The 17,907-nt window shown below is 65.7% G+C and carries 17 protein-coding genes; 11 read left to right on the top strand and 6 right to left on the bottom strand.

Annotated features, from left to right (window positions below):
* Positions 1 to 23: 23 nt before the first annotated feature.
* The 3 genes from AC1Q7Q_RS33830 to AC1Q7Q_RS33820 form a co-directional block, all read right to left on the bottom strand.
* A complete protein-coding gene (locus tag AC1Q7Q_RS33830) occupies positions 24 to 401 on the bottom strand; it encodes a flagellar protein FlaG (RefSeq protein ID WP_492372376.1) in 378 nt (125 codons plus the stop codon).
* Between the two features lie 143 nt (positions 402 to 544).
* Positions 545 to 1,873, bottom strand: coding sequence for a FliC/FljB family flagellin (locus tag AC1Q7Q_RS33825; RefSeq protein ID WP_043353502.1), 1,329 nt, complete (start codon positions 1,871 to 1,873; stop codon positions 545 to 547).
* Positions 1,874 to 2,087: 214 nt separating this feature from the next.
* Entirely contained in the window at positions 2,088 to 2,411 is a 324-nt protein-coding gene (locus tag AC1Q7Q_RS33820) for an RNA chaperone Hfq (protein WP_492372375.1), read from the bottom strand.
* Between the two features lie 956 nt (positions 2,412 to 3,367).
* On the opposite strand from AC1Q7Q_RS33820, the gene AC1Q7Q_RS33815 reads away from it, so the two are divergent.
* From AC1Q7Q_RS33815 to AC1Q7Q_RS33805, 3 genes are all read left to right on the top strand, one after another.
* Positions 3,368 to 5,278 carry a methyl-accepting chemotaxis protein gene (locus AC1Q7Q_RS33815; RefSeq protein ID WP_492372374.1) on the top strand — a complete coding sequence of 637 codons (1,911 nt, stop codon included), beginning with the start codon at positions 3,368 to 3,370 and terminating at the stop codon, positions 5,276 to 5,278.
* Positions 5,271 to 5,456 (top strand): hypothetical protein, encoded by a 186-nt coding sequence (locus AC1Q7Q_RS33810; protein ID WP_492372373.1) that lies wholly within the window; start codon positions 5,271 to 5,273, stop codon positions 5,454 to 5,456. Before AC1Q7Q_RS33815 ends, AC1Q7Q_RS33810 begins: the two co-directional genes overlap by 8 nt.
* Positions 5,457 to 5,850: 394 nt before the next feature.
* Positions 5,851 to 7,323, top strand: a complete 1,473-nt coding sequence (locus AC1Q7Q_RS33805; protein ID WP_492372391.1) for an MDR family MFS transporter — start codon at positions 5,851 to 5,853, stop codon at positions 7,321 to 7,323.
* A 42-nt stretch (positions 7,324 to 7,365) separates the two neighbouring features.
* Here AC1Q7Q_RS33805 and AC1Q7Q_RS33800 read toward each other — a convergent pair whose 3' ends face one another.
* Complete coding sequence (locus AC1Q7Q_RS33800) at positions 7,366 to 7,707, bottom strand: DUF190 domain-containing protein (RefSeq protein WP_492372372.1); 342 nt, start codon at positions 7,705 to 7,707, stop codon at positions 7,366 to 7,368.
* A gap of 324 nt (positions 7,708 to 8,031) precedes the next feature.
* Here AC1Q7Q_RS33800 and AC1Q7Q_RS33795 point away from each other — a divergent pair, with 324 nt between their 5' ends.
* A complete protein-coding gene (locus tag AC1Q7Q_RS33795; protein ID WP_492372390.1) occupies positions 8,032 to 8,982 on the top strand; it encodes a tripartite tricarboxylate transporter substrate binding protein in 951 nt (316 codons plus the stop codon).
* Between the two features lie 72 nt (positions 8,983 to 9,054).
* Here AC1Q7Q_RS33795 and AC1Q7Q_RS33790 read toward each other — a convergent pair whose 3' ends face one another.
* Positions 9,055 to 9,573, bottom strand: coding sequence for a MarR family winged helix-turn-helix transcriptional regulator (locus AC1Q7Q_RS33790; protein ID WP_492372389.1), 519 nt, complete (start codon positions 9,571 to 9,573; stop codon positions 9,055 to 9,057).
* A 135-nt stretch (positions 9,574 to 9,708) separates the two neighbouring features.
* Here AC1Q7Q_RS33790 and badH point away from each other — a divergent pair, with 135 nt between their 5' ends.
* The 6 genes from badH to AC1Q7Q_RS33760 all read left to right on the top strand — a co-directional run bounded on the left by badH (position 9,709) and on the right by AC1Q7Q_RS33760 (position 15,597).
* Positions 9,709 to 10,476 carry a 2-hydroxycyclohexanecarboxyl-CoA dehydrogenase gene (gene badH / locus AC1Q7Q_RS33785; protein WP_492372371.1) on the top strand — a complete coding sequence of 256 codons (768 nt, stop codon included), beginning with the start codon at positions 9,709 to 9,711 and terminating at the stop codon, positions 10,474 to 10,476.
* A gap of 59 nt (positions 10,477 to 10,535) precedes the next feature.
* Positions 10,536 to 11,318: a 2-ketocyclohexanecarboxyl-CoA hydrolase gene (badI, locus tag AC1Q7Q_RS33780; protein WP_492372370.1), complete on the top strand. Its 783-nt coding sequence runs from the start codon at positions 10,536 to 10,538 to the stop codon at positions 11,316 to 11,318.
* 99 nt (positions 11,319 to 11,417) lie between these two features.
* Entirely contained in the window at positions 11,418 to 12,569 is a 1,152-nt protein-coding gene (gene aliB / locus AC1Q7Q_RS33775) for a cyclohexanecarboxyl-CoA dehydrogenase (protein ID WP_492372369.1), read from the top strand.
* A gap of 51 nt (positions 12,570 to 12,620) precedes the next feature.
* Positions 12,621 to 14,273 (top strand): cyclohexanecarboxylate-CoA ligase, encoded by a 1,653-nt coding sequence (gene aliA, locus AC1Q7Q_RS33770; protein WP_492372368.1) that lies wholly within the window; start codon positions 12,621 to 12,623, stop codon positions 14,271 to 14,273.
* The gene (locus tag AC1Q7Q_RS33765; protein ID WP_492372367.1) at positions 14,260 to 15,063 is read left to right on the top strand and encodes an enoyl-CoA hydratase; all 804 of its coding nucleotides are present in this window, start codon (positions 14,260 to 14,262) and stop codon (positions 15,061 to 15,063) included. The genes aliA and AC1Q7Q_RS33765 overlap by 14 nt, the downstream gene beginning before the upstream one ends.
* 219 nt (positions 15,064 to 15,282) lie before the next feature.
* On the top strand, positions 15,283 to 15,597 hold the full coding sequence (locus AC1Q7Q_RS33760; protein WP_492372366.1) for an amino acid ABC transporter permease: 315 nt from the start codon (positions 15,283 to 15,285) through the stop codon (positions 15,595 to 15,597).
* Between the two features lie 115 nt (positions 15,598 to 15,712).
* On the opposite strand, the gene AC1Q7Q_RS33755 is transcribed toward AC1Q7Q_RS33760, so the two are convergent.
* Complete coding sequence (locus AC1Q7Q_RS33755; protein ID WP_492372365.1) at positions 15,713 to 16,585, bottom strand: hypothetical protein; 873 nt, start codon at positions 16,583 to 16,585, stop codon at positions 15,713 to 15,715.
* Between the two features lie 292 nt (positions 16,586 to 16,877).
* On the opposite strand from AC1Q7Q_RS33755, the gene paaA reads away from it, so the two are divergent.
* Entirely contained in the window at positions 16,878 to 17,894 is a 1,017-nt protein-coding gene (paaA, locus tag AC1Q7Q_RS33750) for a 1,2-phenylacetyl-CoA epoxidase subunit PaaA (protein WP_183033350.1), read from the top strand.
* Positions 17,895 to 17,907 lie beyond the last annotated feature (13 nt).

The following is a 17,907-nucleotide window of genomic DNA, read 5'->3' as shown; positions in this document are numbered from 1 at the left end:
TGTGTGCGGGGAGAGGCGCCCGATCAGGCGGTTTGGTGAATCAGCAGGCCCTGCAGCTTATCAATGGCGCGGACAATGCGCAGGACTTCTTTTGTGGGGAACTGGCGAATCGTCTCGCCGGAGACCTTGTCCACGACACTCGTGACCATTCTGTGCGTGGCTTTGTCGATGCTGACGCGGACCTCGAGCGGGGTGGCCTCCAGTGCCTCGTTGAGGCTCTTCAGCGCACTGTCCAGCCCGGTGCTGCCGGCCGCATGGGCGCTGTCGGCCGGCTTCGATTCCGCTGGCCCCGAACCCGGATCCGCCTGGCTTCTCGCCGCTCCGGCGGCACCAACGGACGATGCCGGCCCAGCGGTGAGCGTGGCCGGCCTTGGCAGTAGCGGTTCGGTCGAACTGATCATGATCTGTTCTCGCAACGTTGGGTCGGTGCACAAAAGGCTTCGGTGGAAACGCTTTCAGAGCGGAGACCGCTCTGAAAACATTCCCGGCAGGACGGGCCCGGGTAGAGCCCGTCCTGCTAGGAGACCGCCGTCTGTTGCGAGAATTAACGCAGCAGCGACAGCACGCCTTGGTTCGACTGGTTGGCCTGGGCCAGCACAGACGTACCTGCTTGTTGCAGGATCTGGGCGCGCGACATGTTCGACACTTCGGTCGCGTAGTCAGCGTCCTGGATGCGCGAGCGCGAAGCCGACAGGTTGGTCACAGCCGAGCCCAGGTTGGTGATGGCCGAGTTGAAGCGGTTCTGCACTGCGCCCAGCGAGCTGCGCAGCTTGTCGACCGTGGCCAGCGCCTTGTCGATCAGGGCCAGCGGGTTGGTGCTGCCCGAGCCGGTGAACTGGGCCGTTGCGGTGGTGGTGCCGGCGGTGCTCAGCTCGATTTGGGTGGCATCCGTGACCGACGTGGTGGTCGAGCCGCCGTTGGCCTGGGCGCCAGCCTGCGTACCGGCGGACAGCGCGTAGTTGTTGCCGCCTTGGGTGATGAAAGCGACTGCAGCGCCGCTGGTGTTGGCGCCGACCTTGACCAGCTGGCCAGCCACGGTGTTGCCGGTGTTGCCGTTGGCGGCATCGCCGATCTTCACTTGCACCTTGTTCAGGGTGACGTTGCCGGTGGCGGCGTCGACCGAGGCAGCGTAGTTGTCGTTGCCGTACTTGACCACGTAGTTGCTGGTGGCGTTGCCGGCGGTGTCCAGCACGTTGTTCAGGGTCAGGGAGCTGGTGCTGACGGTCGAGCCGACGACGGCGGACAGGGCGTTGGCAGCCGAGGTCAGGTTGACCGAAACCGGTGCGGAGCCGGTGGCGGCTGCAACCGTGGTGATGGCGCCGCTGGTGCTCAGTGCGTTCTTGGCCACCGTGAAGCCGGTCATGCCCAGGGTCTTCGAGCTGATTTCTTGCAGGCCGATCGAGATGGTCTGGCCGTCTTGGGCGCCGACTTGCACGCTCAGCGGGGTGGCGGTGGACGACAGGACCTTGACGCCGTTGAAGTCGGTTTGTTGCGAAGTGCGGTCGATTTCAGCCAGACGTTGCGTGATTTCGTCCTGGATCGATTGCAGGTCGCTTGCCGAGTTGCTGCCCGTTGCGGCTTGGACGGACAGGGTACGGATAGCTTGCAGGTTGTTGTTGACTTCGTTCAGCGCGCCTTCAGTCGTTTGCGCCAGCGAGATGCCGTCGTTGGAGTTGCGCTGTGCTTGCGTCAGGCCGTTGATGTTGGCGGTGAAGCGGTTGGCGATCGCCTGGCCGGCGGCGTCGTCCTTGGCGCTGTTGATACGCAGGCCCGACGACAGACGCTGGATCGCGCTGTTCAGCGACGATTGCGAAGCGTTCAGGTTGTTCTGCGTCATCAGGGACAACGTGTTGGTATTGATGGTCATCGACATGGTACGACTCCTATTCTTTACAGTAGATTGTGCAATCCGGCTGCTGCCGCAACGTTGGCTGCCAGGCAATGCTGGGCGAGAAGTGCCACCGTTGTTTGGGTTATCGGTTGGTGCCGGAAAAGATTTAGAGTGATCTTTGCGATGGATTGAAACTGAGTGGCGGATTCGGCGCGAAACGAGCCCCGCCGGGCCTGCGGCGTGACGCCGGCAACGCCTAGCGGCGCTTGCGGGTACGCGGTGTATATAAGCTGACAAAATCCGGCGAGGTCTCCGCCCCGGGCACGCAGGCCATGGCCTCGGGGGCGTGAGCCGGCGTGATCACGGCGATGGAATGCTTGTAGACGATCTGCGGAAGCGGGTCCTGCGCAGACTCTGCCAGCAGCACCATATAGTTGTCCGCCGCCATGATCACGCCGTGCAGTCGAATGCCGTTCGATAAATGCACGACGACAGGATTGCGACTTGCGCTGTGGGTGGAGAGCTGCAGGTGCTGCAGTTTCCGGCTCGGGCGATCGATCCTGGTTACCTTCTTGTTCACAACTTCTCCGGAAGAGCCCGCTCGGGTTCTGGCGGCTGGCAACGGTCCAATAACTGGGCCTGGGCAATGCGGTGTGACAGCACGGCTGGGCGCCGGCTGTGGCGCGGCCTGGGCTGGGCGGGGGATGAAACATCCGCTCTCGGTGCTGGCGCGGGACGGCGAGGCGGCATGGGCCGGGACCGGACCTGGGTTGTGTCCAGGCGGTGGATCCGATGCTGCTCCGCAAGCTGTGGCGGGCGACGCCGCCAGAAGAGAAGGGGAATACTTCAGGGGCGAGGGTAACAAAATTTCTTACAAATCTTGACGGTTGGGGGGCGCGTCTCGTGTAGAGGTTTTCCTCTAATAAAACTATTGCATCACGCTGCAAATCTATGCATTGATAGGCGCTTGCGTGGCAAGTCCCAACGCCACCTGCGCCCGCATTCCCTATCTGGCACGGGTTTGCGGGCAACAAGGTGGCCCTGGCCTGCTGCTGCGATGTATCCCATGCCGCGTATTCGCCACTTGAGTGACATTTTCGACACTTTTGCTATCAGAGTTATCCCTGATAGAAATTGGATTTACACCTCATGTAAGCAGGTTTATATTCGCTTCAGGGCCTTTCGGCTCTAAAGCTGTCCTGGAAAGCCTACGAGCACCCCGCGCGTGGGCTTCTTTTTTTGTGCGCCCACTTTGCTTGTTGTGCGCCCTCGGCGACAAGCGCCGGTGGCGGCACTTCGAAGTGCATGGGTGACATTAGACGACAGGTTGCAGCCGGCCAATCGTTCGAATTGCCGGGCTTTTCCCCCTTATATTCCCTTTCAATTCCGCATTTTTCCGCTTCTTTGTGGAAGTCGCTGTTTAGCCCTCAAGCTTGCTCCCGTCCCTGCCGTTAAGCCCGCGATGCGGCGTCGCTCCGGAAATCTGTCCGGGGCGAGGATGAAGCGCGCGCGATAAGAGTTAAAGGAGCCGGGAAGATGCGTTGGTTGCGAAACTTTGGCATTGGGGTGCGCCTGACGGTAGCGTTTTCGCTCGTGGCGCTGCTGCTGGTTGCCGTGGCCGTGCTGGGCATGATGTCCCTGCGCACCATGAACGAATCGATGCGCCTGACAGTGGAAGGGCGCCTGTTCAAGGTGCTGGAGATCGAGCGTGTCAAGCAAGATGCGCTGCGCACCGGCATCCTGGTGCGCGATGCCACCCTGAATGAGGATCCGGTTGCCGTGCGGCGCAACGCCGAGCGCATCGGCGCGCTGCGCCAGGACATGCGTGGCACGCTGGATGAACTTGGGAAGTGGCTTTCCAGGTCCGCCAGGCCTGAGATCCAGGAAACCTATCGTGCCCTGATCGAGGCACGCAATGCTTACGACACCCAGCTCGACACGGTGTTGCGCCAGTTGCAGGGCGGCGAGTTCGACAGCGCTCGCAGCGCGCTGGTCGCGACCCTGCCGGCGGCGCAGGCACCTTACTTCGACAAGCTGAGCGAATTGTCCGACGGGGGGCGCAAAGTGGCCGCCGCTGCCGTGCAGGAGGCCAATGCCCGCTATGAGATGGCGCGCAACCTGCTGCTGGGCCTGGCTGCCGCCGCGGTCGCGCTGGCCGCCGTCCTCGGCATCGGCATCACGCGCTCGATCACGCGCCCGGCGCGGCAAGCGCTGGATGCGGCACAAGCGCTCGCACATGGCAACCTGACTTATGTCATCCAAGCCAGCAGCGATGACGAGATGGGCCGCATGCTGGGGGCGCTGGAGCGCGCTTTCGGGCAGTTGGCGACACTGGTGCACGGCATCCAGGGCGCGACGCGGTCGATCGATGGCGCGACCCGGGAAATCGCCAGGGGCAATACCGACCTGTCCCAGCGCACGGAGGAGCAGGCGGCATCCCTGGAGCAGACCGCGGCATCCATGGAGCAGCTCACCTCGACGGTCAAGCAGAACGCGGCCAATGCACGCCATGCCAACGAACTGGCGGTCAGCGCTTCCGGCGTGGCGGCGGCGGGCGGGCACGCAGTGCGCGGCGTGGTCGAGACCATGCAGCATATTTCGCAATCGTCGGCCAAGGTCGCCGAAATCGTCGGCGTGATCGAAGGGATTGCCTTCCAGACCAATATCCTGGCGCTCAACGCGGCGGTGGAAGCCGCCCGCGCCGGTGAGCAAGGACGTGGCTTTGGCGTGGTGGCCGCAGAGGTGCGCAGCCTGGCCCAGCGGTCGTCGTCGGCGGCCAAGGAGATCGGCCAGCTGATCAATGGCTCGGTGGGGCAGGTGGCCCATGGCGCCAAGCAGGTCGAGGACGCCGGCCGCACCATGGACGATATCGTCGGGGCGGTGAAGCGCGTGACCGACATCATGGGCGAGATCGCCGCGGCCAGCGAGGAGCAGTCCTCCGGCATCGAGCAGGTCAACCGTGCCATCAATCAGATGGAAAGCGTGACGCAGCAGAACGCCGCGCTGGTGGAGCAAGCCGCCGCCGCCGCCGAGAGCCTGCAGCAGCAGGCAGCCGGGCTGGTCGATGATGTATCCAGGTTCCAGGTGACACCGGCGCAAACGCATGTTGCACGGGCGCCGGCACCGGCTGCGCCTGCGCGGGCGGTAGCCGCAGCGCGCGTGGCGCCGGCAGCCGCGGGGCGGCGCCCTGCGGCGCACACGGCCGCAGGTGGCAAGAGCCACCCGCCGGCCCGCCCGGGGGCGGCTCGCCCGACCCCGGCCAAGCCCGTGGCTCCGGCCGCTCGTGCTGCCCAGGCAGTGCAGGTGGTTCAAGCAGCGCCGGCAGCACCGGCAGCACCGGCAGCACGAGTAGCACCAGCAACCGCCGCCAAGCCGGCGGCCCGGCCAGCCGCCGTAGCGCCACGTGCCGGCGCGGTCCGCCCCCCCCCGCGAGCCCGTGTTGCCTAGCAAGGCCCGCGCGCCGGTGGTGCGCCAGGGCCGCGAACCAGTGCTGTCTTCCAAGGCGCTGCCCGCCGCCCGTCAGGCCAAGGCTGCTGCCGTGGCCACACCGGCGCCGCGCCGCGCCGCGCGCACCCCGGCTGCCGGCAGCCCGGCTGTGGCTGCAGGGGACTGGGAATCGTTCTGAGACAGGCAACGTCGCCTTGAATGTCGCCTTGGCGGCGTTCAGGTCAGGAGCCCGGCAAGGCGGCGGGGCGGCTGCAAGGCGCAAGGCTTAGGCCTACAATAGCGCCCTTGTATACAAAAACAGACAGGAGCGATGCCGCCCGTTCGCGGTGGCGCCGCACTCAATGTCCCTCGCCGCAAGCGTTCTCTCCCCTGCGCCCATGACCGCCGTCTCCATGCCGTCCTTCCTGGCGGCTTCAGCTCCGCCTTCTTCCGCCCGGTCACCCGCGACCGCGATCGCCTCAGCCACTTCCGCCTCCTCCGAGGCCGCGGACGACGGCGGTAACCCTCGCAACACGGCATTCGTCCCCCCGCCGGTTCCGCCGGTGCCGGTGACGCAGATCATTTTCGGGCTGATGCTGGCCATCCTGCTGGGGGCGCTGGAGCAATCGATCGTGGCCGTGGTGTTGCCGGAGATCGCGCTGCAGCTTAACGGCTTCGAGGAGATGGCCTGGGTGGTCTCGGCCTACCTGGTGGCCTCCACGGTGGTGACGCCGATCTACGGCAAGCTCTCGGATCTGCTCGGGCGGCGCTCGGTCCTGTCGTTTGCCATCGTGTTGTTCTTCCTGGCTTCGATCGCGTGCGCGCTGGCGCAGACCATGCCGCAACTGATCATCGCGCGCGTCCTGCAAGGGCTGGGCGGCGGTGGCCTGATCTCGGTGTCGCAGGCCACCATTGCCGATGTGGTGCCGCTGCGCGACCGTGGCCGCTACCAGGGCTATGTGAGCGGCGTATGGGCCGTGGCCAGCATGGCCGGCCCGGTGATCGGCGGCTACCTGGCGCACTACCTGTCGTGGCGCTGGATTTTCTGGATCAATCTGCCGCTGGCGCTGATCGCGCTGCTGGTGGTCCGCCGTGCGCTCAAGCACCTGCCGGCGGGCAGGCGCCGCCATCGCATCGACTACGTCGGCGCGCTGCTGTTCGGTGGCGGCCTGACCGGCGTGCTGGTGTTCCTGACCCGGCTCGGGCAGGGGCAGTCTGCCGCCACGCCGCAGACGCTTGGCCTGCTGGTGGCCGGGATGGTCGCCATGGTGCTGTTCGTGTGGCAAGAGCGCCGGGTGGCGGACCCGATGATCCCGCTGGACATGCTGCGCGTGCCGACGGTCACGATTTGCTGCGTCACGCTGTTCCTGTGCTTTTTCCAGTTGATCGCCATGTCCGTGCTGCTGCCGCTGCGCTTCCAGGTAGTGGGCGGCGTGCAGGCCGATAGCGCTGCGCTGCGGCTGGTGCCGCTGACGCTGTCCATCCCGTTTGGCGCGTTCATCTCCGGGCGGCTGATGACGTGGAGCGGCCGCTACAAGCCGCTGCAGCTGGCGGGCTCGCTGGTCGCGCCGCTGGCGATCGTCGCGCTGGCGTTCGTTGATCCGCATGCGGTCTTGCTGACCGCGCTGGTGATGGTGATGCTCGGCCTGGCCATCGGGCTGCAGTTGCCAAGCGGCCTGGTTGCTACCCAGAACGCGGTGCCTGCGCACCAGGTGGGCGTGGCCACGGCGCTGACCGCCTTCTCGCGCATGCTTGGCGGCGCGGTTGGCGTGGCGGTGCTGACCACCGTGCTGATCGCACTGTTGCGCCATGGCGGCATGGGTATCGCGGACCTGGCCGGCGGCGAGGACATCCTGATGAGCATGTTCCATCGCGCCATGGTGGGGGGCGATGCGGGCACTTCGGCCGATGCCGGCGCGGTGCGGGCGGTGGCCGAAGCCGCGTTCCGTACGCTGTTCCTGCTCAGCGCCGCCGTGTCGCTGGTGGCGCCCTTCCTGGTGGCGCGTCTGCCGGAGGCCACCTTGCGCGGCAGCACCGGCGCTAGCGTGGCGGCCAGCATGGATTGACTGGCGCACGCTGGCCGAGTGAGGCCGCGTGGCCCAGCCAGGTCAGGGGCTCTGCGCCCCTGGCGCGCTGCTTTTTCCCAGGAAGCCGAACTCCACCGGCGTCTTGGCGTAGAACACCTGGACGTCTTCCAGGGCGAGGCGGTCGAACAGCCGCTGCACTTCCTCCTCCGTGGCAATCACGGTGATCTCCTCCGGCCGGTCGGCCAGCTCCAGGAAATGCCAGGTGTGAAAGCGGCGGTCATGGCCGATGCCTTCGGCCGCCACCATATGCGTGGCGCCGCGGATCTGCAGTTCGCGCAAGATTTGCAGCAGCCAGTGGGATAGCTGCTTGCCGTGGTGGCGGCGGTTTTCGATGGTGAACAGCGTGAGTTGGAAGCCTTGCACGGCATCCCCCCTTTTGCCCCCCCTGTGGCGGTGTTCGCGTGCCGCGAAAGTGGCATGGACGGCGTGCGCCTGGCGGGGTGCCGTCTTTAGTTTAGGCGCGAAACCTGCTTCCCCAAAAACCAAGGGATTACCCTAGACCCGTTCCGGGAAAGGGCGGGCTATATTTTCATTTGTCTCAATAGCGATTCATGGTTTTATATATAAAACAAAAGCCAGGGAGTCACTCTCATTACGCCAACCCTTAGCAGGTCCCCAGTGCGACATCCGAAGTCCGAAACCAACCTCAGGCGTGCACTGCGCTGGCCCGCCGCTGCCTGCCTCGCGATCTCCTGCCTGTGGATTGGCGCTGCACCAGCGGCGCGCGCCGCGCAACCCGCCCCTGCCTGCAGCGCGCTGCGCATTGTCGTGCCGTTCCTGGCGGGTGGCCCGGCCGACCTGCTCGCGCGCACGCTCGCGCAGGGTTTGCACCAGCGCCGCGGCATAACCGTGGTGGTGGACAACAAGCCTGGGGCCAATGGCAATATCGGCATCGATGCGGTGCGCCGCGCGGCGGGCGATGGCTGCACCTTGCTGGTGGCGCCCGCCGGCAACCTGACCATCAACCCAACGCTGTTCCCGGCGCTGTCCTACAACGTCGAGCGAGACTTCCTTCCGGTTTCGCTACTGGCAAGTTCGCCCAATGTGCTGGCGGTGCACCCTTCCGTGCGCGCTAGCTCCGTGCAGGAACTGGTGGCGCTGGCCCAGCGCGCCAAGCCGCCGCTTGGCTATGCCAGCCCAGGCGTGGGCAGCGGTCTGCACCTCGCCGGCGAGCTGTTCCGCCAGCAGACCGGCATCGCGCTACTGCACGTGCCCTATAAGGGCACCACGCAGGCGCTCAACGATGTGGTGGGCGGGCAGGTGCCGATCCTGTTCGGCACGCTGCCCACGCTGGCGCCGTTTATCCGCTCCGGCGCGTTGCGCGCGCTGGCCGTGACCCAGGCCACGCGCTCGCCCGCGGCGCCCGCGATTCCGTCGCTGGCCGAGCAGGGCGTGCGCGGCATCGAGGTCAGCTCGTGGTACGCGCTGCTGGTGCCGCGCGCCACGCCGGCGCCTGTGGTGGAGGCGCTCCATGCCGACGTGCGCGAGGTGTTCGGCAGCAAGGCCGTGCGTGAAGAGTTGGCGCGGCAGGGCATGGAGCCGGTTGCCGGTACGCCGGATGCGCTCGCCACGCGTATCCGCGTGGAAACCGCGGGCTGGGCCGAACTGATCCGCACGCGCGGCATCAAGGCTGAATAAGGCGACAGCGTAATAACGCAAGCCGGTGATGGCCGCCGGTTTGCGCCATTCCCCCCCTTCATGCACGACGCCTCACTCCCGCCCATCCTCCGGCGCGGCGCCTTCGGCATCCAGCCCCTTCATGTTTTCCAGCAGCTTGAGCAGGTAGTGCAGCGTGTGGGTGATGTCGCCGGTTGAAAAATCGGTCAGCGCCCGCTCGTAGTAATCCCGGATCTTGGGCTGCGCCAGGCGCAACCACACATGACGCCCGGTCTGCGTCATGGTGACCAGCCGCGAGCGCCGGTCGCGTCCGTCGGGCGCCATGCTCAGGTGGCCGTCGCGCTCCATGCGGCTGATCAGCCCCGACAGGTTCTGCCGGCTCACCATCAGGTAGCGCGCCAGGTCGCCCACGCTCATGCCATCGGCCGCCTGTGGCCGCGACAGCGCGCCCAGCACGGCCCACTGCTGCGTCGTCAGGCCTTCGGCCTCGACCGCCCTTGACCCCGTTTTGTGCAACATATTTGCGCATTGGTACAGGCGAAAGAACAACCTGTTTGCCATTTCCATGCGCGCGGCCGGGGCAAGATCATCGTCAAAATCGGGGTTAACCATCATAAATTCCAGAGTAGCCGTACTTGCATTGGTCCAGTTGCCCGCCTATTATACGTCAATATATTTACGTATTTAAACGCTGGCGCGCGACCTATCAGCCGCACGATAGCACCCTGGACCACGAAGGAGAACACTGTGCAAAGACTCGAAGGCAAGACGGTCATCGTGACCGGTGGTGGCGGTGGCATCGGCGGGGCAACCTGCCGGCGCTTTGCGCGGGAGGGCGCCGCCGTGGCCGTGCTCGACCTGAACCTGGCGGCAGCGCAGCAGGTCGCAGCCCGCATCCGCGATAACGGTGGCCGCGCCGAAGCATTCCAGTGCGACATCACGGACCGCGCCAGCGTGGATGCCGCCGTGGCGGCCACCACCAGCCAGCTTGGCCCCATCGACGTGCTGGTCAACAACGCCGGCTGGGACGTGTTCAAGCCCTTTACCAAGACCGAGCCGGCGCAATGGGACCGCCTGATCGCCATCAACCTCACCGGCGCGCTGCACATGCACCACGCGGTGCTGCCCGGCATGGTGGAGCGCAGGCGCGGGCGCATCGTCAACATCGCCTCCGATGCGGCGCGGGTGGGTTCCTCCGGCGAGGCGGTCTACGCCGCGTGCAAGGGTGGCCTGGTGTCGTTCTCCAAGACCATCGCGCGTGAGCACGCCCGCCACGGCATCACCGTCAACGTGGTGTGTCCCGGCCCGACCGATACCGCGCTGTTCGAGGATTACAAGCAAGGCGCTGGCAACCCGGAAAAGCTGATCGAGGCCTTCACCCGCTCGATCCCGCTCGGCCGCATCGGCCAGCCGGAGGACCTGCCCGGCGCCATCGTGTTCTTTGCCAGCGACGACGCGGCCTTCGTCACCGGCCAGGTGCTGAGCGTGTCGGGCGGCCTGACCATGAACGGCTGAACCCGGCTGCAGCGGTTGCAGCGGCTTCCAAGACAACGAAGACAACGAAGACAACGACCATGAACTACGAAGACATTCTCTACGACGTGCGCAACGGCGCGGCCTGGATCACCATCAACCGCCCGGAGAAGATGAACGCCTTCCGCGGGCGCACCTGCGACGAACTGATCCACGCCATCAACCGCGCCGGCTATGACCGGGAGATCGGCGCCATTGTGCTCGCCGGCGCCGGCGAAAAAGCCTTCTGCACCGGCGGCGACCAGTCCGCGCATGAAGGCCAGTACGACGGCCGCGGCACCATCGGACTGCCGATGGAAGAGCTGCACAACGCCATCCGCGATGTGCCCAAGCCTGTCATCGCCCGCGTGCAGGGCTACGCCATTGGCGGCGGCAATGTCATCTGCACCATCTGCGACTTCACCATCGCGTCCGAGAAGGCCGTGTTCGGGCAGGTCGGCCCCAAGGTCGGCTCGGTCGATCCCGGCTATGGCACGGCCTTCCTGGCCCGCGTGGTGGGCGAGAAAAAAGCGCGCGAGATCTGGTATATGTGCCGCCGCTATCCGGCTGCCGAAGCCCTCGCCATGGGCCTGGTCAACGCTGTCGTCCCCCATGAACAGCTCGACGCCGAAGTGCAGAAGTGGTGCGACGAGATCATGGAGAAGAGCCCCACCGCGCTGGCCATCGCCAAGCGCTCGTTCAACATGGACACGGCCCACCAGAGCGGCATCGCCGGCATGGGCATGTACGCGCTCAAGCTCTATTACGACACCGAGGAATCGCGCGAGGGCGTCACCGCCTTCCAGGAAAAGCGCAAGCCCGATTTCCGCAAGCACGCCAAGTAAGCCGCCATAGCCGCCATAGCCGACGTTGCGCTCACAAGCAACGCGGCCGCACGGTGCATCGCATCGGCGCGCCATGCGGCAAGACCTCCTGGAGACACCATGAACCCCTATCTCGACGAAGACCTGGCCGCGCTCGGCGACCATGCCCGCCGCTTCGCCACCGAACGTATCGCGCCCGGCTTCCTGGAGCGCGACCGCACCCGCGAGCTTGACCGCGCGCTGATGCGCGAAATGGGCCAGATGGGCTTTATCGCCCCCGAGTTGCCCGAGCAATACGGCGGCCAGGGCCTGGGCTGCCTGGCGGCCGGCGTGATCCACGAAGAAGTGGCGCGCGCGGACCTGAGCCTTTCCTACATCAACCTGCTGGCCTCGCTGAACGGGCAGATCCTGGCGCATCACGCCGCCCCGGAGATCGCGCGGCCGTGGCTGCAGCGCCTGACGCAAGGCGAAGCCCTGTTCGCCATCGCGCTGACCGAGCCGCGCGGCGGCTCGGACGCGGCCAACCTGCGCCTGCGCATGGAGCGCGACGGCGACCACTACGTGCTCAACGGCGAGAAGACTTCCATCTCCGCCGCCGACCAGGCCGACGCCGCGGTGGTGTTCGCGCGCAGCGGCTCCGTCGAGGCGGGCGCGCGCGGCGTCTCGGCGCTGCTGGTGCCGATGGACCTGCCCGGCATCACCACCAACCGCTTCGACTGCCACGGTCAGCGCGCCATCGGGCGCGGCTCGATCTTCTTCGAGAACGTGCGCGTGCCCGTCAGCCATCTGCTTGGCAAGGAAGGCGAGGGCTTCGTGCAGGTGATGCAGGGCTTCGATTTCTCCCGCGCGCTGATCGGCCTGCAGGTACTGGCGGTGGCCAGGGCGAGCCTGGAAGAAACCTGGGAATACGTGGCCGAGCGCGAGGCTTTCGGCAAGCCGCTGGCCGCCTTCCAGGGCGTGTCCCATCCGTTGGCGGATTTCGAGACGCAGGTCACTGCCGCGCGCCTGCTGTGCTTGCAGACGCTCTGGCTGAAAGACCGCAACCTGCCGCACACGGCCGAAGCCGCGATGTGCAAATGGTGGGCGCCCAAGCTGGCCTACGACGTGGTGCACCAGTGCCTGCTGTCGTTTGGCCACGGCGGCTACGACCGCGGCCCGATGGAGCAGCGCCTGCGTGATGTGCTCGGCTTCCAGATCGGCGACGGCACGGCCCAGATCATGAAGACCATCATCGCCCGTACCCGCGCGGGCCGGGAAGCGGTACCAGCCTGATCTCGCCAGCGAGCAAGCCTGACCAAAACGATAACAACGAGGAGACATGCCATGGAATTCGACGCCATCCTGTTGCCCCCGCGCCGCGCGTCCAGCGTCGCGCAAGGCCTCTGGCCAGAGCGCACCATCAACGATGCGCTGGACGACTGCGTGGCCGCTTGCCCCGACAAGGTCGCGCTAAGTGCATTGCAGGTGGAAAGCGGCGAGACCACGCACCTGACGTACCGGGAACTGGCCGGGCAGGCCGGGCGCATCGCGGCGGGCCTCGCCAGGCTGGGCGTTGGCGCCAACGATGTCGTGTCCTGCCAGTTGCCCAACTGGTGGCAGTTCACCGCGCTCTATCTTGCCTGCGCGCGCCTTGGCGCGGTGCTCAATCCGCTGATGCCGATCCTGCGCGAGCGCGAGTTGTCGTTCATGCTCCGGCACGCGTGCAGCAAGGTTGTGGTGATCCCAAAGCGCTTTCGCGGGTTTGACTACGAATCCATGTTCGATGGCCTGCGCCAGGCGCTACCTGACCTGCGGCACGTGGCCGTGATCGGCGGCGCCGGGCCCAATTCGTTCGAGACCTTGCTGGCCGGCGCCGGCGCGCCGGACCTGGCGGCTGGCCATCGCCCCGGCCCGGACGACATCACCCAGCTCATCTACACCTCCGGCACCACCGGCGAGCCGAAGGGCGTGCTGCATTCGTCCAACACGCTCATGGCCAACATCGTCACGTACGCCGAACGCCTGCGCCTGGGTGCGGACGACGTAATCCTGATGGCCTCGCCCATGGCGCACCAGACCGGCTTCATGTATGGCCTGATGATGCCGATCATGCTGGGCGCGAGCGTGGTGTTGCAGGACATCTGGGAGCCGCGCCAAGCCGTAGCGTTGATCCGGCAGGAGGGCGTTACGTTCACCATGGCCTCCACGCCGTTCCTCACCGACCTGGCCCGCACGGTCACCGAGACTGGCGGCGCCGTGCCCACGCTGCGCGCCTTCCTGTGCGCCGGCGCACCGATCCCCGGCGCACTGGTGGAGCTGGCGCGCGGCGCGCTGGGCGCCAAGGTGATCTCCGCCTGGGGCATGTCGGAAATGGGCGCGGTGACCACCACGCGGCTCGAGGATGACGATGAGCGCGCCTCCAGCACCGACGGATGCCCGTTGCCCGGCGTGGAAGTGCGCGTGGTCGACGTAGCGGGCGCGGCGTTGCCGGTGGGCGCCAGCGGCCGCCTGCTGGTGCGCTCCTGCTCCAATTTCGGCGGCTACCTGCGCCGTGCGCACCTGAACGACACCGACGCGGACGGCTGGTTCGATACCGGCGACCTGGCCCGCATCGACGCGCGCGGCTACATCCGCATCGACGGCCGCAGCAAGGACGTCATCATCCGCGGCGGCGAGAACATCCCGGTGGTCGAAATCGAAACCCTGCTGTACCGCCATCCGGCCGTCGCGCAGGTGGCCATCGTCGCCTATCCCGACGAGCGCCTCGGCGAGCGCGCCTGCGCCTTCATCGTGACCCACGACGGCCAGCCATTCGACATGGCGGCGATGGTGGACTTCCTCAAGGCGCAGAAGATGGCCGCGCAGTACATCCCCGAGCGGCTGGTCGTGCAGGGTGCGCTGCCCTCGACGCCAGCGGGCAAGATTCAGAAATTCAGGCTGCGGGAGCAACTTCGCCAGAGCGGGCAAGGGGAGGGCGCATCCAGTGACCGCGCATGAAGCCACGCCTGCGAGCGACAAGAACCTGGTCCTGCTGGAGATGGGCGGCCGCGTCGCCGTGATCCGCCTCAATCGTCCCCGGCAGATGAACGCGCTCAGCGATGCGCTGATGGATGCGCTCGGCCTGGCGTTGCTGGCGTGTGATCAGGACGACGGCGTTGGCGCCATCGTGATCACCGGCAACGACAAGGCCTTCGCCGCCGGCGCGGACATCGCGGCCATGCGCGGCTGGGACTATATGGACGTGTTCAAGTCCAACTACATCACGCGCAACTGGGAGACGCTGCGCAATGTGCGCAAGCCAGTGATCGCCGCGGTCGCGGGCTACGCGCTTGGCGGCGGCTGCGAGCTGGCCATGGCCTGCGACATTCTCATCGCGGCGGACAACGCGGTGTTCGGCCTGCCGGAACTGAAGCTTGCGGTCATTCCCGGCGCGGGCGGCACGCAGCGCCTGCCGCGCGCCATCTCCAAGGCGAAAGCCATGGACATGTGCATGACGGCGCGCAACATGGATGCGGGTGAAGCGGAGCGCAGCGGGCTGGTATCGCGGGTGGTGGCCGCCGGGCGGTTGATGGATGAAGCGATGGCGGTGGCGCAGACAATTGCCGGTTTCTCGCTGCCGTCGATGATGGCGGTCAAGGAGGCGATCAACCGCGCCTGCGAATCATCGCTGTCCGAAGGCATGCTGTTCGAGCGGCGGCAGTTGCATGCGCTGTTTGCCACGGAGGATCTGAAGGAAGGGATGAATGCGTTTTTGGAGAGAAGGGCGGCGGTGTTCCGGCACCGCTAGACGGCATGTGGGCATCGATGCCGAAACTTCGATCTGCCAAAGCCGCAAAAAAGTGTTCCACGTCCACCCGGCAATGGCTCCATTTTTTGGGAAAAGAAGTTTGAATGCCAAGTCAACGGACGCTTAATACGATACGTTTAGTGGAGAGCTGGCCGGTCAGGTTGGCTCAATGTTCGCGTGTTCACGGCCGCCCGGACGGTGGCCTTCCAAGGAAATGTCATGAAGAAGATTGTCGCTACCGCTTTCGCGCTGTGCCTTGGCGCAGCATCCATCGCCGCTCAGGCGCAAGGCACCGGCAAGGTTGACCCCTACACCCAGGGCGCCAAGGCTGGCAAAGCAGACCCGTACACCGATGGCGCCAAGGCTGGCAAGGCCGACCCCTATACCGACGGGGCCAAGGCCGGCGACAAGTTTGACCCGTATACCCAGGGCGCAAACAAGAGCTCGCGTGCCAACCTGACGGATTCGAAGGCGAAGAAGTCGCATAAGAAGCAAACCAAGAAGGCGGTGCCGGCAGCCGCTGCCGGGGCCTGAGCCGTCTCGCCGCGCGGCGGTCGATGCCGTGCGCCTGGAAAAACCCGCCAAGCCGGCGGGTTTTTTTTGCCTCCGACGCACCGGATTCGCCTCCAGCCTGGTCCCCGAACGGAATTCAGGGGACCTCGCCGACCGGCATGATTGCCGTCGTATCGATGCGCTGGACCTTGCCCTGCTCTCGTACTTCCGTACGGAGCACGAAGCGCTCGCTTGGGCAATACCAATCCGTGATCTGCATGACCGAAGGCGTCGTCAGGATCAGCGTATCGACGAGCTGCGTTGGCCCAAGCGAGGAGCGCTTCTCATAAGTGATCGGTACGCAATCCTTGCGGCCCAGCGCGGTTTCAATCATGCGGCGCCGCCCGACGTGGCGCGAGCTGATGGTGATCGTGGCGTGCGCAGCGCGCAGCTCGCCCACCTCCTCATCCGTTCCGCGCGCATAGATCTTGAGCGTCACGCTGGAGTTGACCGTCTCGCCGCCAAGTATCGTGCCCTCGCGCAGATCCACACCCGCATAGTTGACCACACCTTCGCCTACGCTTGTCGATGTGCCATAGAGCCGGGCATAGCGCGCTCTCGCATTGATCTCTGAGTGGATTTCGACGCGAACCGCCGATGGCGCAGCGAGCGGCGAGATGCTGACCAGGTCGCGCTGATCCGCAATGACCGGCGGCCCCATCAGCGCTGCCAGCGCGCTCTTCGAGTGAATATTGATGATCGCCTGGCATCCCGCCGGCGTACTTTCCAGCAGTTCCTGCACCGTCATCATGGACATCGGCATGGTGCCGTCTGCCTCCATCTGCACTTTCGCATTCGGGCGAGACCAGAGCGTTTCCCAGCAGTTTGCCTTGCCCGCCGATGGCGGCGCCGCGGCCGGCAGCGGCCTTTCGGACGATTCGGATGTAATTGACGCGTCGGTCGCGGCCCACACCACCTGGGTGCCTGTCAGTACAGCAGCGATGCCAATCGCAGCAAGCTCGCGCTTCACGCACACTTTCTTCCCCGGTGGCAAATTTCCATTCTACTGCCGGGGTGCGGCATCAAGGGGAGCCGGCCGTGCGCTGGATTCCCGGCAGCGAGGCGGGCCTGCCCGATGTTGCATGACGGAGAGGCTATCCCGGAGTGAATATGCCTCGCTCGCCACCCCCTTTTCCCTCAGCCAGCAAGTTCCTAACTAGCCAGGATTTTTAACTATCGTTTTTATTTGTCGATCTAAATAATAAATCAACCGGACGGTCGGTTTATAAATATACTGCGGCATCGGTCCACAGGAAAACGCCATGTACACCCAATCACTGGATATCCCAGGCAACGCCCAGCCGCTCGAAACGGTGCAAGCCGACGTCTCGCCGGAGCAGGCGCATTTCGACGCGGTCATGGACGCTGACGGCAAGATCGAGGCGCAGGACTGGATGCCAGACGCCTACCGCAAGACCTTGATCCGGCAGATCTCGCAGCACGCGCACTCCGAGATCATCGGCATGCAGCCCGAGGGCAACTGGATCAGCCGGGCGCCGAGCCTCAAGCGCAAGGCCATCCTGCTCGCCAAGGTGCAGGACGAGGGCGGCCATGGCCTGTACCTGTACAGCGCGGCCGAAACGATGGGTGTGTCGCGCGACCAGCTTGTCGATGCCTTGCACGCCGGCAAGGCCAAGTATTCGAGCATCTTCAACTACCCCACGCCCACCTGGGCGGACGTGGGCGTGATCGGCTGGCTGGTGGATGGTGCGGCGATCATGAACCAGATCCCGCTGTGCCGCTGCACCTACGGCCCATACGCGCGCGCCATGATCCGCATCTGCAAGGAGGAGTCCTTCCATCAGCGCCAGGGCTTCGATGCGCTGCTGTCGATGATGAAGGGCACGCAGGCCCAGAAGGACATGGTGCAGGAGTCGGTGAACCGCTGGTGGTGGCCGGTGCTGATGATGTTTGGTCCCAGCGACAAGGACTCCATCCATAGCGGCCAGTCGTTCAAGTGGGGCATCAAGCGCATCTCCAACGACGACCTGCGCCAGAAGTTTGTCGACGCAACGGTCGAGCAAGCCAAGATCCTTGGCGTGACGCTGCCCGATCCGGACCTGAAGTGGAACGAGGCGCGTGGCGCGCACGACTACGGCGCAATCGACTGGGAAGAATTCTGGCGCGTGGTCAATGGCGACGGGCCTTGCAACAAGGAGCGCCTCGCCACCCGGGTGAAGGCGCATAACGATGGCGCCTGGGTGCGCGAAGCCGCGCTGGCGCATGCCCAGAAGCAGGCCGATAGACAGGCCGCCCGCGACCGCAAACAAGCTGCTTGAACTGGAGACAAAG

Source organism: Cupriavidus sp. GW823-FHT07A04 (genome assembly GCF_058794615.1).
The sequence above is the reverse complement of the archived record's forward strand: the minus strand, read 5'-3'. Positions and strand labels throughout refer to the sequence as shown.